Annotated in this window: 15 protein-coding genes; 14 read left to right on the top strand and 1 reads right to left on the bottom strand. The window is 75.8% G+C overall.

The window, feature by feature from the left end; genetic code table 11:
* Window positions 1–587: 587 nt before the first annotated feature.
* From ssd to ACFVFS_RS30090, 7 genes are all read left to right on the top strand, one after another.
* Window positions 588–1712, top strand: a complete 1125-nt coding sequence (ssd, locus tag ACFVFS_RS30120; protein ID WP_380627985.1) for a septum site-determining protein Ssd — start codon at window positions 588–590, stop codon at window positions 1710–1712.
* A complete protein-coding gene (locus ACFVFS_RS30115) occupies window positions 1712–3055 on the top strand; it encodes a TadA family conjugal transfer-associated ATPase (RefSeq protein WP_380627984.1) in 1344 nt (447 codons plus the stop codon). The genes ssd and ACFVFS_RS30115 overlap by 1 nt, the downstream gene beginning before the upstream one ends.
* Window positions 3056–3267: 212 nt before the next feature.
* Window positions 3268–4323, top strand: coding sequence for a type II secretion system F family protein (locus ACFVFS_RS30110; RefSeq protein ID WP_380627983.1), 1056 nt, complete (start codon window positions 3268–3270; stop codon window positions 4321–4323).
* Entirely contained in the window at window positions 4320–5129 is an 810-nt protein-coding gene (locus tag ACFVFS_RS30105) for a type II secretion system F family protein (protein ID WP_380627982.1), read from the top strand. Before ACFVFS_RS30110 ends, ACFVFS_RS30105 begins: the two co-directional genes overlap by 4 nt.
* Window positions 5130–5190: 61 nt before the next feature.
* The gene (locus ACFVFS_RS30100) at window positions 5191–5433 is read left to right on the top strand and encodes a DUF4244 domain-containing protein (RefSeq protein ID WP_380627981.1); all 243 of its coding nucleotides are present in this window, start codon (window positions 5191–5193) and stop codon (window positions 5431–5433) included.
* The gene (locus ACFVFS_RS30095; RefSeq protein WP_380627980.1) at window positions 5423–5851 is read left to right on the top strand and encodes a TadE family type IV pilus minor pilin; all 429 of its coding nucleotides are present in this window, start codon (window positions 5423–5425) and stop codon (window positions 5849–5851) included. The genes ACFVFS_RS30100 and ACFVFS_RS30095 overlap by 11 nt, the downstream gene beginning before the upstream one ends.
* Window positions 5839–6285, top strand: coding sequence for an Rv3654c family TadE-like protein (locus tag ACFVFS_RS30090; RefSeq protein ID WP_380627979.1), 447 nt, complete (start codon window positions 5839–5841; stop codon window positions 6283–6285). The genes ACFVFS_RS30095 and ACFVFS_RS30090 overlap by 13 nt, the downstream gene beginning before the upstream one ends.
* Here the strand turns inward: ACFVFS_RS30090 and ACFVFS_RS30085 are convergent.
* Window positions 6280–8799, bottom strand: coding sequence for a DEAD/DEAH box helicase (locus ACFVFS_RS30085; protein ID WP_380627978.1), 2520 nt, complete (start codon window positions 8797–8799; stop codon window positions 6280–6282). The genes ACFVFS_RS30090 and ACFVFS_RS30085 overlap by 6 nt on opposite strands.
* A gap of 222 nt (window positions 8800–9021) precedes the next feature.
* On the opposite strand from ACFVFS_RS30085, the gene bldG reads away from it, so the two are divergent.
* The 7 genes from bldG to tmk form a co-directional block, all read left to right on the top strand.
* Entirely contained in the window at window positions 9022–9363 is a 342-nt protein-coding gene (gene bldG, locus ACFVFS_RS30080) for an anti-sigma factor antagonist BldG (protein WP_030310770.1), read from the top strand.
* Window positions 9364–9540: 177 nt separating this feature from the next.
* Window positions 9541–9960, top strand: a complete 420-nt coding sequence (locus ACFVFS_RS30075) for an ATP-binding protein (RefSeq protein ID WP_380627976.1) — start codon at window positions 9541–9543, stop codon at window positions 9958–9960.
* A gap of 241 nt (window positions 9961–10201) precedes the next feature.
* Window positions 10202–10924 (top strand): small secreted protein, encoded by a 723-nt coding sequence (locus tag ACFVFS_RS30070; protein WP_380627975.1) that lies wholly within the window; start codon window positions 10202–10204, stop codon window positions 10922–10924.
* A 186-nt stretch (window positions 10925–11110) separates the two neighbouring features.
* Complete coding sequence (locus ACFVFS_RS30065; RefSeq protein ID WP_380627974.1) at window positions 11111–12643, top strand: methyltransferase; 1533 nt, start codon at window positions 11111–11113, stop codon at window positions 12641–12643.
* 225 nt (window positions 12644–12868) lie between these two features.
* A complete protein-coding gene (locus tag ACFVFS_RS30060) occupies window positions 12869–13360 on the top strand; it encodes a DUF3592 domain-containing protein (protein ID WP_380627973.1) in 492 nt (163 codons plus the stop codon).
* Window positions 13361–13765: 405 nt separating this feature from the next.
* Window positions 13766–16633 carry a type I DNA topoisomerase gene (gene topA, locus ACFVFS_RS30055; protein WP_380627972.1) on the top strand — a complete coding sequence of 956 codons (2868 nt, stop codon included), beginning with the start codon at window positions 13766–13768 and terminating at the stop codon, window positions 16631–16633.
* Window positions 16634–16826: 193 nt separating this feature from the next.
* Window positions 16827–19500 (top strand): dTMP kinase (gene tmk / locus ACFVFS_RS30050; protein ID WP_380627971.1); only part of this gene is annotated, 2674 nt, incomplete at its 3' end.

Raw genomic sequence — 19500 nt, 5'->3', positions numbered from 1 at the left:
GGGTACACCATGGAAGTCACGGATCGTTCGCGACCGTGCTAACCCGGTCCGGCTCCTCCCCCCCGAGTCGGGCCGTGGATAGACGACCCCCGCTCTCCCCCCCGGCGGGGGTCGTCGCACGTCCGGGGCCATTTTCAGGGCTTGAACGGCCTGCCGCGGGGATCTGCCCGTGGGCGCCGTGGGCGTCTACAGGGGGTGTCGGCGGATGGGGGTGCTTCCCCGTTTTCGTCACTCTCCGTAGAGAGTCCGTAGGGCATTGCTGCTGGCCGACTCCTGCCCCCGCGGCTTCGGGAAAGTGTCCGGACCTGCCCTGGGGAGTGCGCGGTCCGCGCCGCGCTATCCGGGCGCGCCGGTATGCCGGTTCATCTCCGTGAGCCCGTTTCGTCAATTCTTTGTCCAATAGCCCCCCGTGTGGGTGAACGTTTTCGTCCACAGCCCCCGAGTTGTCCACAGGCATTCGGAAGCAGTCGGCCGGAATCGGGATCACCGTCCACCGTGAGGTCCGGCGGAGGTCGCCGAGCCCGTGCTCCGGGCGCGGCGGCCGGCCGCCAGGACCGACCGGACACCAGGACGACAGGGGAGCCGCCATGACGAAGCCCATCACCGACCGCGCCACCACCGACGGGCCGGAGCCGGCGGGGCCGCTCGTGCTCACCGGGGACGACGGCCTGGCCGAGCAGCTGCTGCGGATCTGCGCGGCGGCCGGGACCGATCCGCGGCTGATCCGGGGCGCTCCGCCGCCGCGCGAGCTCTGGGAGGGCGCGTCGCTGGTCCTAGTCGGCGACGACCGGTCCGGGCAGTGCGCCGGGCTGCCCCGCCGACCCGGGGTGCTGCTGCTCGGGACGGACCTCGACGACGCGGGCGTCTGGGTCAGGGCCGTCCAACTCGGTGCGGAGCACGTGCTGTTCCTGCCCGATGCCGAGGCCTGGCTGCTCGACCGCGTCGCCGACGCCGCCGAGGGGGGTGGCGCCCCGGCGCGCACCGTCGCCGTGCTCGGCGGGCGGGGCGGCGCGGGCGCCTCCACCCTGGCCTGCGCGCTCGCGGTCACCGCCGCGCGCCGGGGACTGCGCACCGTGCTCGTCGACGGAGACCCGCTCGGCGGCGGGCTCGACATCCTGCTCGGCGGCGAGACGGCCGCCGGTCTGCGCTGGCCGGACCTCGCCGGGTCCCGGGGCCGGGTGAACGGCGCCGAGCTGACCCGGGCGCTGCCCGCGCTCAAGCGGCTCGGCACCCTGTCCTGCCTGTCCTGGGACCGCGGCGACACCCTCGCGGTGCCGCCCGAGGCCATGCGCAGCGTCCTGGCCGCGGCCCGCCGTCGGGGCGGCCTCGTGGTGGTCGACGTGCCCCGGCGGCTGGATCCGGCGGCCGGGCAGGCGCTGGAGCAGTCCGACACGGCGCTGCTGGTGGTCCCGGCCGAGCTGCGCGCGGTGGCGGCCGCCGACCGGGTGGCCGCGTCGGTCCGGATGCGGCTCGACGACCTGCGGGCGGTGGTGCGGTCGCCGGGGCCCCTCGGGCTCCCCGCGCACCGGGTCGCCCGCGGACTGCGGATGCAGCTCGCCGGGGTGCTGGAGCCGGAGCCCGGCCTGGCCGTCGACCTCGAGCAGGGCGTCCCGCCCGGCATCCGGGAGGGCGGACCGCTCGCGCGCTTCTGCGGGGCGTTCCTGGACGAGGTGCTGCCGCCGGTCCCGGCCGTCGAGGGAGGTGTCTTCTGATGGTGCGTCTGCGCAGGATCGGTGACGAGCCGGGAGCCGACCGGGGCCGTGACGGGCCGCGCGAGCGGCGGGTGCTGCGGAGCGTCCCGGTCCCCGGGACCGCCCCGGCGGCCGTTGCCCGTCCCGGACCGAACCCCTACGGCAGGACGGCGCGGGAGGAGCGCGCCGCCGCGCTGGTGGACGCCGTCCGGCTGCGGCTGGCCGAGTCCGGGGCGCCGCCGACCGCGGGCTCGGTGGCGACCGCGCTGCGCGCCGCCAGACCTCCGCTCGGCGGCGACGACGCCCTCGACACCGTGCGCTCGCTCTGCGCCGAACTGGTGGGTGCGGGCCCGCTGGACCGGCTGCTGGCGGCGCCCGACGTCACGGACGTCCTGGTCAACGGACCGGAGGAGGTCTGGTTCGACCGCGGCGGCGGTCTGCGCCGGGCCACCGGCGTCCGCTTCGCCGATCCCGAGGCGGTGCGCCGACTGGCCCACCGCCTCGCCACCGCGGCTGGCCGGCGGCTCGACGACGCGCGGCCGTGGGTGGACGCCCGGCTGCCGGACGGCACCCGGCTGCACGCCGTCCTGCCGCCGATCGCGGCCGGCTGCACCCACATCTCGCTGCGGGTGTGCCGCCCCCGGCCGTTCGGCCTCGACGAGCTGGTGGCCGCCGGGGCGCTCCCGTCGCGCGGCGGCGAGCTGCTGGCGGCCGTGGTGCGGGCCAGGCTCTCGCTGCTGGTCAGCGGGGGCACCGGCACGGGGAAGACCACACTGCTCGCGGCGCTGCTCGGCCTGGTCGGTCCGGAGGAGCGGATCGTCGTCGCCGAGGACTCCGCCGAACTGCGACCCGACCACCCGCACGTGGTGCGGCTCCAGGGCCGCCCACCCAACCAGGAGGGGCTGGGCGAACTCACCCTTCGGGACCTGGTCCGCCAGGCGCTGCGGATGCGGCCCGACCGGCTGGTGATCGGGGAGGTGCGCGGCCCGGAGGTGGCCGATCTGCTCGCCGCCCTCAACACGGGCCACGAGGGCGGTACCGGGACGGTCCACGCCAACACGGCGGCGGACGTGCCGGTCCGGCTGGAGGCGCTCGGCTCGCTGGCCGGGCTGGACCGCCCGGCCCTGCACAGCCAACTCCGTGCCGCCCTCGACCTGGTGGTGCACCTGGTGCGTGACCCGGGCACCGGGCGGCGGCGGGTCGCCGAGATCCACACCCTGGGCGGCGACCGGCACGGACTCGCCGTCACCAGCCCGGCGGTGACCTTCACGGCGGACGGCGCCACCGTGCCGGGCCCCGGCTGGGGGCGGCTGGCCGGCCTGCTCGCCGCCCGGGGAGCCGGCGTCGAGGGGGATCCGCCGTGACGGCCGGGTGGGCGGAGGTGGCGTTCGCGCTGCTGATGGGCGGCTGTGCGGCGGGCGCCCTGCTGCTCCTCGGGCCGGGCGGCGGACCGGGGAGGCGAAGGGGACGGGACGGCGGCGGCCGGGGTGGTTGAGCGGGTGGCGGCCGGCGCTGGCCCGGCCGGGTGGTCGGCAGGTGGAGCGGTGTCGGTGTCGTCGGTCAGGGAGGTGGCGTCGTGGTGGTGGACGGGTTGGCGGTGTGGTGGGTGATGGTGCTGTGCGGGGCCGCGGTGGCGGCTTGGTGCGGGCTGCAGCGGCAGGCGGCGGGCGTTCGTCGGGCTGGTGCGGTGCTGGCGGGTGACAGCGGCGTCCCCGCCGACGGTGGAGGTGACGTCGGTGGCGGCATGGGTGGTGCGGCGGCCGCGGTCGCGCGGTGGTGGGGCGGGCTCTGGCGGCCCGTCCGGAGTGCACCCGAACTGCTTCTCCTGCCCGGCGGGTTGGCGGCCGGGTGGGCGACGGGATCGCCCGTCCCGGTGCTGGCGGCCGTCGCGGCGGTCCTGCCGGTCCGGCGCTGGCGGCTGCGGCGCGCGACGGCCGCCGAGGCGCGGCACCGGGCGGCGGCCGTGGTGGAGCTCTGCGCCGGACTGGCCGGCGAATTGCGCGGCGGGGCTACGCCCGAGCAGGCGCTGCACCTGGTGACCACCCGGATCGCCGCCGATCCCGCGGCACTGCGCCGGCTCGGGGCCGAGCCGGTCGCGCGGCTCGCGGCCGGCCGTTACGGCGCGGACGTGCCGGCCGCGTTCCGGCTGATCGCCGAACTGCCGGGCGGAAGCGGTGCGGCGGCGGTCGCCGCCTGCTGGGAGGTCGCCTCCTCCGGTGGGTCGGGTCTGGCGGCGGGGTTGGACGGGGTGGCCGAGGCCCTGCGGGTCGAGCGGGCCCTCACGGAGGAGATCGCCGCCGAGCTGGCGGCGCCGCGCACCACGATCGCGGTCCTGGCGGCCCTGCCGCTCGCCGGGCTGCTGCTGGGCGCGGCTCTCGGGGCCAGGCCGCTGGAGGTCCTGCTCCACACGCCCGCCGGGCTGGCCTCCCTGCTGGCGGGCGCGGCCCTGGAGGCGCTGGGTCTGGCCTGGACGGCCCGGATCGTCCGGGCGGCCGCCGAGGGAGCCCTGGGTTCCGCCCCGGTGCGGGAGACCGGGCCGTCTCCGGAGGAGTGGCGGTGCGGGATCAGCCGGACCCGCGCCCGGCCCGGTCGGCCGAGTGGGGCGTTCCACCGGGAGGTGGGGTGCGGATGACCTGGCCGACGGAGCGGGCCGCAGTGGCGGTGGCCGGTGCGGGGGTGCTGCTGGTCGTGGTGGCCGCCGGTCGGGTCCGCGGCGAGTGGCGGGCCCGGCGGAGGGCCGGCGTTCTGCTGGACGCCGACGACCCGCCTCGGCGGCGGAGGGCCGACCAGTGGCCGACGGCGCGGGGGAGCCCCGTCCTTCCGGGTCGGCTCCGGCGGGCGGCGACGGCGGTGGCGGCCGGGCTCGGGGCTGCGGCCTTCTTCGGCGGACCGGGAGGCATGGTGGCGGGCGGACTGCTGGCGGTCGGGCTGCACCGCTGGATGCCGCGGGCGCGGTCCCCGGCACAGCGGCGGGCGGCGCTGGAGGAGGCGCGGCTCGTGCGGCAGCTGCCCCTCACTGCAGAGCTGCTGGCGGCCTGCCTCGGATCGGCGGCCTCACCGGCGGAGGCCGTGGCGGCGGTCGGCGCGAGCGTGGACGCCCCCATGGGACCGCGGTTGCTGTCGACCGCGGCGGAGCTGGCCCTGGGGGCACCGCCGGAGGTCTGCTGGCACCGGCTCGGAGAGGCGTATCCGCCGTTGGCACCGCTGGCCCGGTGCCTGGTGCGGACGAGCCTGAGCGGCGCCCCGGCGGCGGCAGCGCTCTCCGGGCTCGCGAGCGGTCGGCGGGCCGAGGCCGTGCGGACGGCGCACGCCCGGGTCCGCCGCGCCGGGGTGCTCGCGACGGCGCCGCTCGGGCTGTGCTTTCTCCCGGCGTTCGTCCTGATCGGTGTCGCCCCGGTGGTCATGGGGCTCACCAGCCGTTTCTCGCAGGCGCTGTGACGCAACACCGCAACACCGCAACACCGAGACGAATCGATGGTTCGAGGCAAGGAGGGAAACCATGAACGTGGCGATCAAGCCCGTGGCCGTCACCGCCCCCCGGAAGGTGCACCGGGTCCGGCCCGTGATCCGGCGACGGATCCGGGGCCGGGGCGGCCCGGACGCGGGGATGACGACGGCGGAGTACGCGGTCGGCACGCTCGGGGCGTGCGCGCTGGGGGCCGGGCTGTACAAGGTGGCGACCAGCACGGCCGTGCTAGAAGCGCTCGCCGGGGCCCTGGACCGGGCGCTCCATGTGGCCTGACCGGCCGACGCGACGGTGGCGACGGTGGCGGCGGACCCGGCGGGGCGATGCCGGGTTCGTCACCGCCGAGACCGCCGTCGCGCTGCCGGCCCTGGTGCTGCTGGGGGTGCTGCTGGTCTGGGCCGTGCTCGCGGCGGCGGCGCAGCTCCGGTGTGTCGACGCCGCCCGGGTGGGAGCCAGGGCGGCCGCACGCGGGGAGGCGGATGCCGCCGGGGTGGCGCGGGCGGCCGCGCCGGCCGGGGCGGCGGTCCTGGTCGACCTGGCGCCGGACACCGTCCGGGTCACCGTGGACGCGCCCTACGGGGCGCCGGGGCGGTTCGCGGAGGTGCTCGCGGTTCGGCTGAGCGCCACCGCCGTCGCGGCCCGGGAGGACACCCTGCCGGGCGCGGAGGGAGGTGCGGGCTCGTGGCCGGGCTGAGGGCGCGTCGGGAGGACGCGGGGTCGGCGACGGTGTGGCTGCTGCTCTGCGCACTGCTCGGCTGTCTGGTGTGCACCGCCGCCCTCTCGGTGGGCGCGGTGGTCGGCGCCCGCCATCGGGCGGAGTCCGCCGCCGACCTGGCGGCGCTCGCGGCGGCGGACCGGCTGCTGCTGGACGCGGACGGCGGCTGCGGTCGAGCCGGCGCCGTTGCGGCCGCGCAGGAGGCCGCCGTGGTCTCCTGCACGGTGGACCTGGCGGCGGACGCCGTCGAGGTGGTGGCACAGGTGCCCGTCGCCGGGCTGAGCTCGCGCCTGCCGGTAGGTCCGGCGCGGGCGCGGGCCCGGGCCGGACCGATCAGGGCGCCGGTGGCGCCGACGGACGAGGACGCGCGGGCCGCGTTGGGCGGCGCCGGGCAGACCGGAGGCGGCTCATGAAGCGCCCGGCCGGCCCTCCCCGGTGGGGCGGCCGCCCTCGTCCCGCTCCTCCTCCCGCTCGCCCGCCCGGGCCGCCTCCGCAGCCTCCGCAGCCTCGGCCGCCTTCGCCGCGTGGGTCGGCGCGGCCCCTCCGGCCCCGCCGGACGGTTCGAGAGGTCCGACCGGTCCGGCTTCTCCGTCCCGGTCGGGCGGTCCAGCGTCGGCGGGAGCGCCGGCCAGCAGCACGTCCAGCAGCCGGACGGCGGCCGCCTTGTCCAGCGGGTCGTTGCCGTTGCCGCACTTGGGCGACTGCACGCAGGACGGGCAGCCGCGCTCGCACTCGCAGGCGGCGATCGCCTCCCGGGTGGCGGTCAGCCACTGCGCGGCCCGCCGGAAGCCGCGTTCGGCGAAGCCCGCCCCGCCGGGGTGGCCGTCGTAGACGAACACGGTGGGCAGCCCGGTGTCGGGGTGCAGCGGCACCGAGACGCCGCCGATGTCCCAGCGGTCGCAGGTGGCGAAGAGCGGGAGCAGGCCGATCGAGGCGTGCTCGGCGGCGTGGGCGGCGCCGGGCAGCTGGTCGGGCGGGATGTCCGCGTCGAGCAGTTGGTCCTCGGTGACCGACCACCACACGGCCCGGGTGCGCAGGGTCCGGGGCGGCAGGTCGAGCTTGCTCTCGCCCATGATCTCGCCGGTGGAGATCCGCTTGCGGAGGTAGCCGACCACCTGGTTGACCACTTCCACCGAACCGAAACTGAGCCGGCCCTCGCCCCAGTCGACGGTGGTGTCGGTCGAAAGCACGGAAACGGAGGTGATGTCCCGCGCGGACGTCGTGTAGGGCGGGTCGGCGGGCTCGACCAGGGCGACCGAGCTGTCCAGGTCGAAGTCCTTGACCAGGTAGCTGCGGCCCTGGTGCAGGTGGACGGCGCCGGTGTGCACGGTGGTGTGGGCGGCGGAGGCGTCCACGGTGCCGAGCAGCCGACCGGTCGGCGCCTCGACGATCTGCACCGGGCTGCCGCCGCTGCCCCGCAGGTCGACGGAGTCGGCGGCCCGCTCACGGCGGGTCCAGTACCAGGCGTCGCCGCGCCGACGGAGCAGCCCGCGCCGTTCCAGCACCGGCAGCAGCGGCGCGGCCGAGGGGCCGAACAGCTCCAGGTCGGAGTCGGTGAGCGGCAGCTCGGCGGCCGCCGCGCACAGGTGCGGGGCGAGGACGTGCGGGTTGTCCGGGTCGAGCACGGTGGCTTCGACCGGGGTGGCGAACAGTGCCTCCGGGTGGTGCACCAGGTAGGTGTCCAGCGGGTCGTCGCGGGCGATCAGGACGGCGAGCGCGCCCTGGGCCTCGCGGCCGGCCCGGCCGGCCTGCTGCCAGAGCGAGGCCCGGGTGCCCGGGTAGCCGGCCATCAGGACGGCGTCCAGGCCGGAGATGTCGACGCCGAGTTCGAGGGCGGAGGTGGAGGCGAGACCGAGCAGCCGGCCGGAGTGCAGCTCGCGTTCCAGGGCCCGGCGCTCGTCGGCGAGGTAGCCGCCGCGATAGGCGGCGACCCGGTCGGCGAGCGGTCGGCCGAGCTGGTCCTGGGTCTGTAGGGCGACGAGTTCGGCGGCGCGCCGCGAGCGTACGAAGACGACGGTCCGGGTCTCCCGTTCGACCAGGTCGGTCAGCAGGTGGGCGGCCTCGGCGGTGGCGGTCCGGCGGACCGGCGCGCCGTGCTCGCCGACGTTCTCGGTGAGCGGTGGCTCCCAGAGCCCGAAGACCACCGGGCCGCGCGGGGAGCCGTCCTCGGTGACCGCCTCGGCGGGCAGACCGGTGAGGCGGCGGGCGGTCACGGCCGGGTCGGCGGTGGTGGCGGAGGCGAGCAGGAAGACCGGCGAGGAGCCGTAGCGGGCGCAGATCCGCCGCAGTCGGCGCAGCACCTGGGCCACGTGCGAGCCGAAGACGCCGCGGTAGCCGTGGCACTCGTCGACCACGACGTAGCGCAGGGTCTTGAGGAAGGAGGACCAGCGGGCGTGCGCGGGCAGGATGCCGCGGTGCAGCATGTCCGGGTTGGTGAGGACGTACGAGGCGTACTGGCGGACCCACTCGCGCTCCTCGGGCGGGGTGTCGCCGTCGTAGAGGGCGGCCCGGACCCGGGGCGGGGCGAGTTCCGCGGCCCGGCGGCGCTGGTCGGCGGCGAGCGCCTTGGTCGGGGCGAGGTAGAGCGCGGTGGCGCCGCGGCCGTTGGGTGCCTCGGTGCCCTCCAGCAGGTCGGAGAGCACCGGGGCCAGGTAGCCGAGGGACTTGCCCGAGGCGGTCCCTGTGGCGATCACCACAGATTGACCGGATTTGGCCAGGTTCATCGCCTCCGCCTGGTGGGCCCAGGGCTGCCGGACGCCCGTGGCCCGCGCGGACTCCGTGATCTCGGGCCGGATCCAGTCGGGCCACGGCGCATAACGGGCGGGCCGGGCGGGAAGGTGCTCCGTATGGGTGAGCCGGTCCGACCGCCCTCGGGTGGTGGACAGGGTCGTGAGCAGTGCCTCGGGCAGGCTGTGACGCGGCGGCATGAGGACCCAGTGTGTCACCGGCGTGACGGAGAATCGTCCTAAGCCATCGTGCGGGCATGGTCGCAGGTGGTTGAATGTGGCCGTGACGGCCGTACGGCCGGGGGTCGCAGCGCTGAGGCTTGCCACGCACTGGCTGGGTGCGCCCGGAGCTCGCGACCATGCGGTGGCGGCCGACCGGCCGAGGACCGCAATGACGTAGCAAGGCAAGGTGCTGGAGGTTCCGTGGACCTGTCCCTGTCGACCCGTACAGTCGGCGACCGCACGGTCGTCGAGGTTGGCGGCGAGATCGATGTGTACACCGCCCCCAAGCTGCGCGAGCAGCTGGTCGAGCTCGTCAACGACGGTAGCTACCACCTCGTCGTCGACATGGAGGGCGTGGACTTCCTGGACTCCACCGGCCTCGGCGTGCTGGTGGGCGGCCTGAAGCGGGTGCGTGCCCACGAGGGCTCGCTGCGCCTGGTGTGCAACCAGGAGCGCATTCTGAAGATCTTCCGGATCACCGGTCTGACCAAGGTCTTCCCGATCCACACCTCGGTGGACGACGCCGTCCAGGCGACCGACTGATCAGCAGGACCGACTGACCCGGCCGGGTCGGCCCCTGGCGGCCGACCCGCCCGATCCCTATGCGTCCGGGAGCCGGGGCCGCGTGCCCCGGCCGGTCCGGTCGCCCCAGGGCCGGTCGACACCGGCCCGCAGGGGCCGTGAGCCCGGCCCCGGTCGGAGCACCCCGAGGGGGAAGAGATGGCAACCGTCGAACTTCGATTCAGCGCGCTTCCCGAACACGTGCGGACGGCCCGGCTGGTAGCCGCGGCAGTCGCCAGACGGGCCGGGGTCGACGAGTCGGTGCTCGACGAGGTGCGGCTGGCCGTCGGCGAGGCATGCTCGCGCGCGGTGGGTCTGCACCGGCGTGGAGACGTCAAGGGCGCGGTGCGCGTCGCACTGATCGACCAGCAGAAGCGTTTCCTCATCGAGGTCGAGGACGAGGCTGGCCTGGACACCGTCCCGACCTACGGCACGGCAGACGGCGGCGAGCCGGACGAGGACGCCCTCGGCCTCGCGGTGCTCACCGGTCTGGTAGAGGACCTGGAGGTCACCGCCGGCGCCGGCGGCGGGCTGATCCGGATGAGCTGGCCGGCCTCGGTGGACGCCCTCGCGCGCTGAGCGCCCGCGCCGGCGTCGCCACCCGTGCCCGGCTCGGCGCCGGGGCCGGGGCCGACGACGCCGAGGCCTGCCGTGTCGAGACCCTGCGGAAGCGTGACCTGCGGCGTCGCGTTCCGCAGCGGCCCGCGGCTTCGCGCGGTGCGGGCGGGAGAGCGGGAGGAGGCCCGGGCGGGAACCGGGAGTCGAACGGCGGACGTGTAGGTTCGCAGTTCGACGACCGAAACCGAAAGGGCTTCTCCCGGTGAACAAGCGACTGCTGGCCGTACCCGCGCTCGGGGCGCTGCTCGCGTTCGGCGCCGTCGGCTGCGGCGACGACAACAGCAAGCAGCTGGAGTCCTGGGCGGCGAAGGTGTGCGGCGCGGCCAAGGACCCGATCGCCCAGGCACAGACCGCGCTGGCGGACACCGGGCAGGTGAAGACCGGAGAGGGCCCCGCCGACCTCCAGAAGAGGCTCTCGACGGACATCGGACAGCTGGCCAAGACCAACCAGGACATCGCCGCGGCCATCGACGGGGCCGGTGCCCCCAAGGTGGACGACGGCGGCACCCTGCAGAAGGACACCGTCGCCGAGCTCAACAAGGCGGCCGACGGCTACCTCGACGTCCAGAAGAAGCTGTCCGAGCTCGCCGTGGACGACCAGTCGAAGTTCGCCGACGGGCTGCGCAGCGTGGGCGACCAGATCCGGCAGCTGTCCGCGCTCTCCACGCAGGCGCAGGGCAAGCTTCAGCGCGGCGAACTGGGCGCGGCGATGGCCAAGCAGGAGGGCTGCAAGCCGGGGGCGGCGGCCGCCGCCCCGACCGGGGGCTCGACCGGAAGCGCGGCGGCCACGCCGACGGACGCGGCCACCGGCGCACCGACCGGCACGCCCGCGGCGGGAGCCACGGACGGCGCGAGCCCGGCGGTGAGCGACCCCGCCGCCACCCCGGCACCGACCACCCCGGCCGCCACCCCCTCGGCGGGCTGACCGGACCGCACCCGCCCCCGCCTCGCGCCGTACCCCGCTCGGGTACCCCCGCGCAGGTACCCGCGTTCGAACCCGCACCCCCTCGGCCCCCGGCCGAGGGGGCGGCGGTGCAGGGGCGGCGGGGAGGCCCCGGAGGAGCGGGCGAGGAGGGCGGGCGCGGGCGACCGCGCGGGGGACAATGGCGGGGTGATCAGTAGCCCCGTTCTCGACCCGACCCGCCTCGCCAAGCTGCGCGAGGCGCTGCTCGCCGCCTCGTACACCGCCGACGGCTGCCTGGACCTGCTCGGGCCCACCGGGTACGCGGCGCTGGCCCGCAGCGAGGCGGTCCCCGCGCTGCGCGCGACCCGCGGCGGCAGCCCGCTGGAGACGCTGGTGCGGCTCTTCCTGCTGCAGCAGCCCGTGCCGTACAAGGCGGCCGCCGCCGCGCTGCCGGTGGAGGACTGCCTGACCGACGGCTGGCTGCGCCCGGACGGCGAGCTGGTGCGCGCCACCGTGGACATCCGCCCGTACGCCAACGAGGTCGCCGGGCTGCCGGGTTCGGACGCCTGGGTGGTCTCCGACCTGGGCTGCTCGGTCGGCGGCGCGGGCGGGATCGGCTCCGGCGAGACCGCGCACGGCGTGGCCCGCAAGGACCTGGTGCTCGGGGTGGGCGGCGCGTCCACCACACTGGCCAACATCACGGTGCGCCGGCCGGTCCGCTCGGTGCTGGACCTCGGTTCCGGCTCGGGCGTGCAGGCGCTGCACGCCGCCCGGCACGCCCAGCGGGTGACCGCCACCGACCTCAACGCACGGGCGCTGCGCTTCACCGAGCTGACCCTGGCGCTGTCGGGCTTCGACAACACGGAGACCGCCACCGGCAGCCTCTTCGAGCCGGTGGGCGAGCGGCGCTTCGACCTGATCGTCTCCAACCCGCCGTTCGTGATCTCGCCGGCCGGCCGGTTCACCTACCGGGACGGCGGGATGGCGGGCGACGACCTCTGCCGCAGCCTGGTCCGCTCGGCCGCCGACCACCTGGAACCGGGCGGTTACTGCCAGCTGCTGGCGAACTGGCAGCACGTCAGGGGCGAGGACTGGCACGACCGGCTGGCCGGCTGGGTGGCCGGCACCGGGCTGGACGCCTGGGTCGTCCAGCGCGAGGTGCAGGACGTGGCCCAGTACGCGGAGCTCTGGCTGCGCGACGGCGGCGACCACCGCGGTCCGGGCGGCGACTACCGGGCCCGGTACGGGGAGTGGCTGGACGCCTTCGAGGCCGGCCGGGTCGAGGGCATCGGCTTCGGCTGGATCACCCTGCGGGCGAGCGGCGCCGCGCAGCCGACCGTCCGGGTGGAGGAGTGGCCGCACCCGGTGGAGCAGCCGCTCGGCCCGCACATCGAGGAGTGGTTCGACCGGCAGGACTTCCTGCGCACCCACGACGACGCGGCCCTGCTGGCGGCGCGGTACGTGCTGGCCGACGAGGTCGTCCAGGAGCAGGTGGGCGCTCCGGGGGCGGAGGACCCGGAGCATGTGATCCTCCGTCACAACCGGGGGATGCGCCGGGCCACCAAGGTCGACACGGTGGGCGCCGGCTTCGTCGGGGTCTGCGACGGGACGCTGGCGGCGGGCGAGATCGTCGACGCGATCGCCCGGCTGCTCGGCGAGGACCGGGTGGTGCTGCGGGACCGGGTGCCGGAGTCGCTGCGGCTGCTCACCGAGCAGGGGTTCATCCGGCCGGTGGGCTGAGCCTGGGCGGGCCGCCCGCCGGTGAGCCGAGCGCCGGTGGGCCGAGCCCCCGGAGCCGGGCGCCGGCGGCCGAAGCGGCGCCCTGGCCGGTGGTGCCCGGGGCGCCGTCGGTTCACCACCCGGTTCCCCCTGGTTCTTCGATTGTTCGCCTAAGATCTGCCCCTCGTTGGCCGTGGGCTGTGAGGCTCTGTCCACAGGCTGTGGACAGAGCTGGGGGCGGCTGGGGTGGACACGACGACGGCGACGGCGGGGGGCGCGGTACTCGCCCTCTTCGGCGGCGCACTCCTGCTCTGGTGCGCCGCCGAAGCGCGCGTGCGCCGTCGGGTGCGCCGCCGGGGGCGGACGGTCCTCGCGACCGTGGTCGCCGAGTCCGACGCGCACGGCGAACTCGACAGCGCGCCGCTGCTCTCCTTCGCCACCGAGCCCGCGGCCGTCGGCTCGGCGGGAGCGTACGGCGCCGGAGCACACGGGGTCCTGGCCGTCGACGCCTGCGAGCTGGTGCTGACCCGCCCGCGCGGCCACACCCCGCTGCGGCGCCCGCCCCGGTTCGTCCCGGGCACCTCCGTCCGGATCGCCTACGATCCCCGCCGTCCCGGCCTCGCCGTGCTCGCGCCGGAGGAGACCGGTCCGCGGGCCCTCGTCGCCGACCTGCTGTGGACGGCGCTCGGCCTCGGCTGCCTGGCCGCCGGGGCACTTCTGCTGGTCGCCGCCGGGTAGCCGTCCCCCGGCCGGGCCTCCACCGAGTCCGGCCCAGCCTCCACCGAGTCCGGCCCGAGCCCCCGCGGGACGGATCGCGACGGTCCCGCACCGGCCGGATCCGGGGGCGGATATTCCGTTGACAGATTTTGAAATCCGTCATTCCATCCTTCGAAACCCGCCGAAGCCCCCCTCCGCAGGGCGCGATGCGCCGCCCTCGGGTTACCGTTCGAGTGGCGTCGGTCGGCCTTGCCGGTGAAATTGCGGGATCCGTCCGTTTGACAAGGGTGGCCGGGGTACGGTCACACTCCGCTGGTGGGGTCGTCGTACAGCGGCAGCCCCGGGACGGTGGAGGGGTCGGGCGGAGCGCAGCCCGTGCTGCCAGCGCCGACCAGCTCACGTAACGACCGGGAGAGAAGAGCGAAGGTGTCCCCGAGCAGCGAGACCGCGCACGGACAGCGACTCGTCATTGTCGAGTCGCCGGCCAAGGCGAAGACGATCAAGGGCTACCTGGGCCCCGGCTACATCGTCGAGGCGAGCGTCGGGCACATTCGCGACCTCCCCAGCACGGCCGCCGAGGTCCCGGACAAGTACACCGGTGAGGTGCGCCGGCTCGGTGTGGACGTGGACCACGACTTCGCGCCGATCTACGTGGTCAACGCGGACAAGAAGTCCCAGGTCAGCAAGTTGAAGTCGCTGCTCGCGGAGTCCGACGAGCTCTTCCTCGCCACCGATGAGGACCGCGAGGGCGAGGCCATCGCGTGGCACCTCCAGCAGGTGCTCAAGCCCAAGGTGCCGGTGCACCGGATGGTGTTCCACGAGATCACCAAGTCCGCCATCCAGGAGGCGGTGGCCAACCCGCGCCAGCTGAACCAGCGCCTGGTCGACGCCCAGGAGACCCGTCGCATCCTCGACCGCCTGTACGGCTTCGAGGTCTCGCCGGTGCTCTGGAAGAAGGTCATGCCGAAGCTGTCGGCCGGCCGCGTGCAGTCGGTCGCGACCCGGCTGGTCGTCGAGCGCGAGCGCGAGCGGATGGCGTTCCGCTCGGCCTCGTACTGGGACCTGGTCGGCACCTTCGGCACCGGCCGCACCGCGGCCGACGCGGCCAACCCGGAGAGCTTCGGCGCCCGGCTGATCGCCGTCGACGGCAAGCGGATCGCCAGCGGCCGCGACTTCGGCCAGGACGGCCGCCTCAAGGCCAACAGTGCCAACACCCTCCACCTGGACGAGCAGGCCGCCCGCGCGCTGGCCGCCGCCCTGGAGCAGACCGCCTTCGCGGTGCGCGGCGTCGAGTCCAAGCCCTACCGCCGCTCGCCGTACGCGCCGTTCCGCACCACCACGCTCCAGCAGGAGGCCAGCCGCAAGCTGGGCTTCGGCGCCAAGCGGACCATGCAGGTGGCCCAGAAGCTGTACGAGAACGGCTTCATCACCTATATGCGCACCGACTCCACCACGCTGTCGGACACCGCCGTCTCCGCCGCCCGCGCGCAGGTCACCCAGCTCTACGGGGCCGACTACCTGCCGGACGCGCCGCGCACCTACGCCTCCAAGGTGAAGAACGCGCAGGAGGCGCACGAGGCGGTCCGCCCTTCCGGCGACCGCTTCCGCACCCCCGCCGAGACCGGCCTGAGCGGCGACGACTTCAAGCTCTACGAGCTGATCTGGATGCGCACCGTCGCCTCCCAGATGAAGGACGCGGTCGGCCAGTCGGTCACCGTGAAGGTGGGCGGCCGGGCCGCCGACGGCCGGGACGTCGAGTTCTCCGCCTCCGGCAAGATCATCACCTTCCACGGCTTCCTCAAGGCCTACGTCGAGGGCGCCGACGACCCGAACGCCGAGCTGGACGACCGCGAGCGCCGGCTGCCGCAGGTCGCCGAGGGCGACCCGCTGGCCGCCGAGCAGCTCACCCCCGAGGGCCACGCCACCAAGCCGCCGGCCCGCTACACCGAGGCCTCGCTGGTCAAGGAGCTGGAGGACCGGGAGATCGGCCGCCCCTCCACCTACGCCTCGATCATCGACACCATCATCGGCCGCCGGTACGTCTTCAAGAAGGGGACGGCGCTGGTGCCGTCGTTCCTCTCCTTCGCCGTGGTCAACCTGCTGGAGAAGCACTTCGGCCGGCTGGTCGACTACGACTTCACCGCGAAGATGGAGGACGACCTCGACCGGATCGCGGCCGGCGAGGCGCAGTCCGTGCCGTGGCTCAAGCGCTTCTACTTCGGCGAGGGCGAGGGTGTCGCCACCGGCGGCGCCGCCGAGGCCGGCAACGGCGACGGCGACCACCTGGGCGGCCTGAAGGAACTGGTCACCGACCTCGGCGCGATCGACGCCCGGGAGATCAGCTCGTTCCGGGTCAGCGACGACATCACCCTGCGGGTCGGCCGCTACGGCCCGTACGTGGAGCGCGCCTCCGAGGTCGAGGGCGAGCCCGGCCAGCGCGCCGACATCCCGGACGAGCTGCCGCCGGACGAGCTGACCGTCGAGCTGGCCGAGGAACTGCTGGCCAGCCCCAGCGGCGACTACGAGCTCGGCGCGGACCCGGTCAGCGGCAACCAGCTGGTCGCCAAGAAGGGCCGGTTCGGCCCGTACGTCACCGAGATCCTCCCCGAGGGCACGCCCAAGACCGGCAAGAACGCCGTCAAGCCGCGGACCGCCTCGCTGTTCAAGACGATGTCGCTGGACACCGTCACGCTGGAGGACGCGCTGAAGCTGCTCTCGCTGCCGCGGGTGGTCGGCGTCGACCAGGAGGGCGTGGAGATCACCGCGCAGAACGGCCGCTACGGCCCGTACCTGAAGCGCGGCACCGACTCCCGCTCGCTCGCCGACGAGGACCAGCTGTTCACGGTCACGCTGGAGGAGGCGCTGGCGATCTACGCCCAGCCTAAGCAGCGCGGCCGCGCCGCCGCCGCGCCGCCGCTCAAGGAGCTGGGCACCGACCCGGTCAGCGAGCGCCCGGTGGTGGTCAAGGACGGCCGGTTCGGGCCGTACGTGACCGACGGCGAGACCAACGCCACGCTCCGCAAGGACGACGCCGTCGAGACCATCACCCCCGAGCGCGGCTACGAGCTGCTCGCCGAGAAGCGGGCGCGCGGACCGGTGAAGAAGACGGCGAAGAAGGCCCCGGCGAAGAAGGCGGCGGCCAAGAAGACCGCGACCAAGACGGCCGCCAAGAAGACCACCACGGCGGCCAAGACGGCGGCGAAGAAGACCACCACCGCGAAGAAGGCCGCCACCAAGACGGCGGTGGCCAAGAAGACCGCCGCGAGCAAGACCACCGCCACCGACGAGGGCTGACCCCCGGTCGGTCGCACCCGGGCCCGTGTCCGCCCCCGGCGGCGCGGGCCCGAACCGTTCGCCGATCCGCCCCGGCGGACCCGGGGACCGGGCGTGACAGGGACGTGCGCGGATCGTCACAACCCGGCGGCGGTGCCGTTCCGGAGCCGCGCTCCCCTCTTTTGCGCCATCCCCCGACCGCTACGCTGACCGTATGACGAGCGAGGAGCAGCCCACCCCCAGCGCCGCGGCGGCCGCCGGCACCGGCGTGCCCGACCGGCCGGAGACCGCGCCCGCCGGTACCGCCGGCGAGCGGATCCGGGCGCTGCTGCGGCTGCGCCCCTACCGGCGGCTGTGGACCACCCAGCTGATCGGCGGCACCGCCGACCGGCTCGGCCTGCTGGTACTGCTGATGCTCACCGTGATCGCCGCGGTGTTCGGCGGGCCGTTCGGCGACCCGCCGCGCAGCCTCGCCTTCGCCGTCGCCGCCGTCCTCGCCACCCGGCTGGCCGCCACCGGACTGGTCGGCGCCGCCCTGCTCGGCCCCGTGCACGGGCTGCTCAGCGGGAGGCTCGACCGGCGCTGGACGCTGTTCGGCGCCGACGCGCTGCGCGCCGTGCTGATCGGCGTCGCCCCCTGGTGGATCGTCTGGCTGGGCTCCGGTCCCGAGCGCTCCGGCGCCGCGACCTGGGTGCTGCTCGCCACCGTCTTCCTGACCGGCGCCGCCGAACGGGTCTGGGCGATCGCCAAGGCCGCCGCCGTCCCCGCACTGCTGCCGCCCGCCGACGTGTACGCCCCGGCGGCCGAGCAGCGCCCGTCCGCCGCCGACCTGGCCACCGTCCGGACCCTGGACCACCGCACCGGCTGGGCCACCGTGCCGCTCGGCGCGGCCGCGCTGGTCGCGCTCACGCTGCTCAACAACGTCGTCGCCGCGCTCGGCTCGGACTGGCTGCGCGCCCACCAGGCCACCTTCGCCGCGCTCGGGGCGGCCGCCCTGTTCGCCGTCTCGGCCGCCCGGGTGCACCTCCAGGAGCTGCCCGGCGGCCCCGTCCGGGTACCGCCGGTCTCGCCGCTGCGCGGCCTGCGCGCCCCGGCCGACGCGACCCCCGGCCCGGCCCTGGCCAAGGGTCGCACCGGCTCCGCCCCCTACTTCACCTTCGCCGTCGCCGCCGGGTACGCCACGATGGCCGGCGTCGCCGCGCTGGCCCTGCTGACCGCCGCCGAGCACGGCGCCGGGCCGATCGGCTACGGCCTGCTGGTGCTGGCCGCCACCGGCGTCCCCTCGCTCGGCGTCCGGCTCACCCGGTCCGTGCTGCCCTCGCTCTCCCGCCGCCGGCTGCTCGCGCTCGCCCTGCTCACCGAGGGCGTCGCGCTGATCCTGGCCGGCCTGGTGGTGGACTTCGTGCTGGTCCTGCTGCTCACCGTGCTGGCCGCGCTGGCCGCCGGGGTGGCGATCTCCACCGGCCGCACCCTGCTCGCCCAAGAGGTCGAGGAGGTCCGGCTGCCCCAGGTCACCGAGCACCTGTACGCGGTGCTGCGGGCCGTGGTCGGCGCCGCGCTGGTCGGCGTCCCGCTGATCGCCGCCGCCTACGGGGAGGTCGAGTACGGCACGGTCGAGCCCGGCTCGTTCACCTTCATCCACGGCGGCGCGGCCCTCGCGGTCGCCACCGCCGGACTGCTCACCCTGGGGCTGGCCGCCGTCGTGCTGCTGCGCGCCGACGACCGGCGCGGCACCGTGCCGTTCGGCCGTGACCTCGCCGACGCGGTGCGCGGCGCCACCGGCCCGGCCCCGCACCGGGCGGGCACCGGCTTCTTCATCGCGCTGGAGGGCGGCGACGGCGCCGGCAAGTCCACCCAGGCCCAGGCGCTCGCGGAGTGGATCCGCGGCAAGGGCCACGAGGTCGTGCTCACCCGCGAGCCCGGCGGCAGCCCGGTCGGCCAGCGGCTGCGCGGGCTCGTCCTGGACGTCGGCAACACCGGCCTCTCGCACCGCGCCGAGGCCCTCATCTACGCGGCCGACCGGGCCGAGCACGTCGAGAACGTGATCCGCCCGGCGCTAGCCCGCGGCGCGGTGGTCATCACCGACCGGTACATGGACTCCTCCATCGCCTACCAGGGCGCCGGCCGCGACCTGGCCGCCACCGAGGTCGCCCGGATCTCGCGCTGGGCGACCGGGGGGCTGATGCCCGACCTGACCGTCGTCCTGGACGTCGACCCGACCCGGGCCCGGGAGCGGTTCACCGAGGCCCTGGACCGGCTGGAGTCCGAGCCGACCGAGTTCCACCAGCGGGTCCGCTCCGGCTTCCTGGCGCTCGCCGCGGCCGATGCGGCGCGCTACCTCGTCGTCGACGGCAGCCAGGCCCCCGGTGTCGTCACCACCGCGATCCGCCACCGGCTCGACCGCGAGCTGCCGCTCTCCGAGCAGGAGAAGGCCGCCCGCGCCGAGCGGGAGCGGAAGGCGGCCGAGGAGGCGCGGCGCCGGGCCGAGGAGGAGGCCCGCAAGAAGGCCGAGGAGGAGGCCGCCGAGCGCAAGCGCCAGGAGGTGCTGGCGCAGCTGCGGGCCGAGCAGGCCGAGAAGGAGCGGCTGGCGAAGGAGGAGGCCGAGCGGGCCGCAGCCGAGGCCGCGCGCAAGGCCGCCGAGGAGGCTCGGAAGAAGGCCGAGGAGGAGGCCCGCCTCCGGGCCGAGGAGGAAGCGAAGCGGCGCGCCGAGGAAGAGGCGCGCCGGGCCGCCGAGGAGGCCGAGCGCAAGCGGCTCGCCGAGGAGGCGGCCGCCCGGGCGGAGCTCCAGCGGCAGCGCGACCTGGCGCGTGAGGAGCAGCGGCGCCGGGCGGAGGAGGCGCTGCAGCGGGCCGAGGAGGCCCGGCTGGCGCAGGCCGCCGCGCTGGCGG

This window comes from Kitasatospora sp. NPDC057692, assembly GCF_042799475.1.
Lineage (GTDB): Bacteria > Actinomycetota > Actinomycetes > Streptomycetales > Streptomycetaceae > Kitasatospora.
The sequence above is the reverse complement of the archived record's forward strand: the minus strand, read 5'-3'. Positions and strand labels throughout refer to the sequence as shown.

Coding starts and splice junctions, on each gene's coding strand:
- ACFVFS_RS30095 (WP_380627980.1), top strand. CDS start 5,423: ATGTGGCCTGACCGGCCGACGCGACGGTGGCGACGGTGGCGGCGGACC.
- ACFVFS_RS30115 (WP_380627984.1), top strand. CDS start 1,712: ATGGTGCGTCTGCGCAGGATCGGTGACGAGCCGGGAGCCGACCGGGGC.
- ACFVFS_RS30085 (WP_380627978.1), bottom strand. CDS start 8,799: ATGCCGCCGCGTCACAGCCTGCCCGAGGCACTGCTCACGACCCTGTCC.
- ACFVFS_RS30105 (WP_380627982.1), top strand. CDS start 4,320: ATGACCTGGCCGACGGAGCGGGCCGCAGTGGCGGTGGCCGGTGCGGGG.
- ACFVFS_RS30075 (WP_380627976.1), top strand. CDS start 9,541: ATGGCAACCGTCGAACTTCGATTCAGCGCGCTTCCCGAACACGTGCGG.
- ACFVFS_RS30100 (WP_380627981.1), top strand. CDS start 5,191: ATGAACGTGGCGATCAAGCCCGTGGCCGTCACCGCCCCCCGGAAGGTG.
- ssd (WP_380627985.1), top strand. CDS start 588: ATGACGAAGCCCATCACCGACCGCGCCACCACCGACGGGCCGGAGCCG.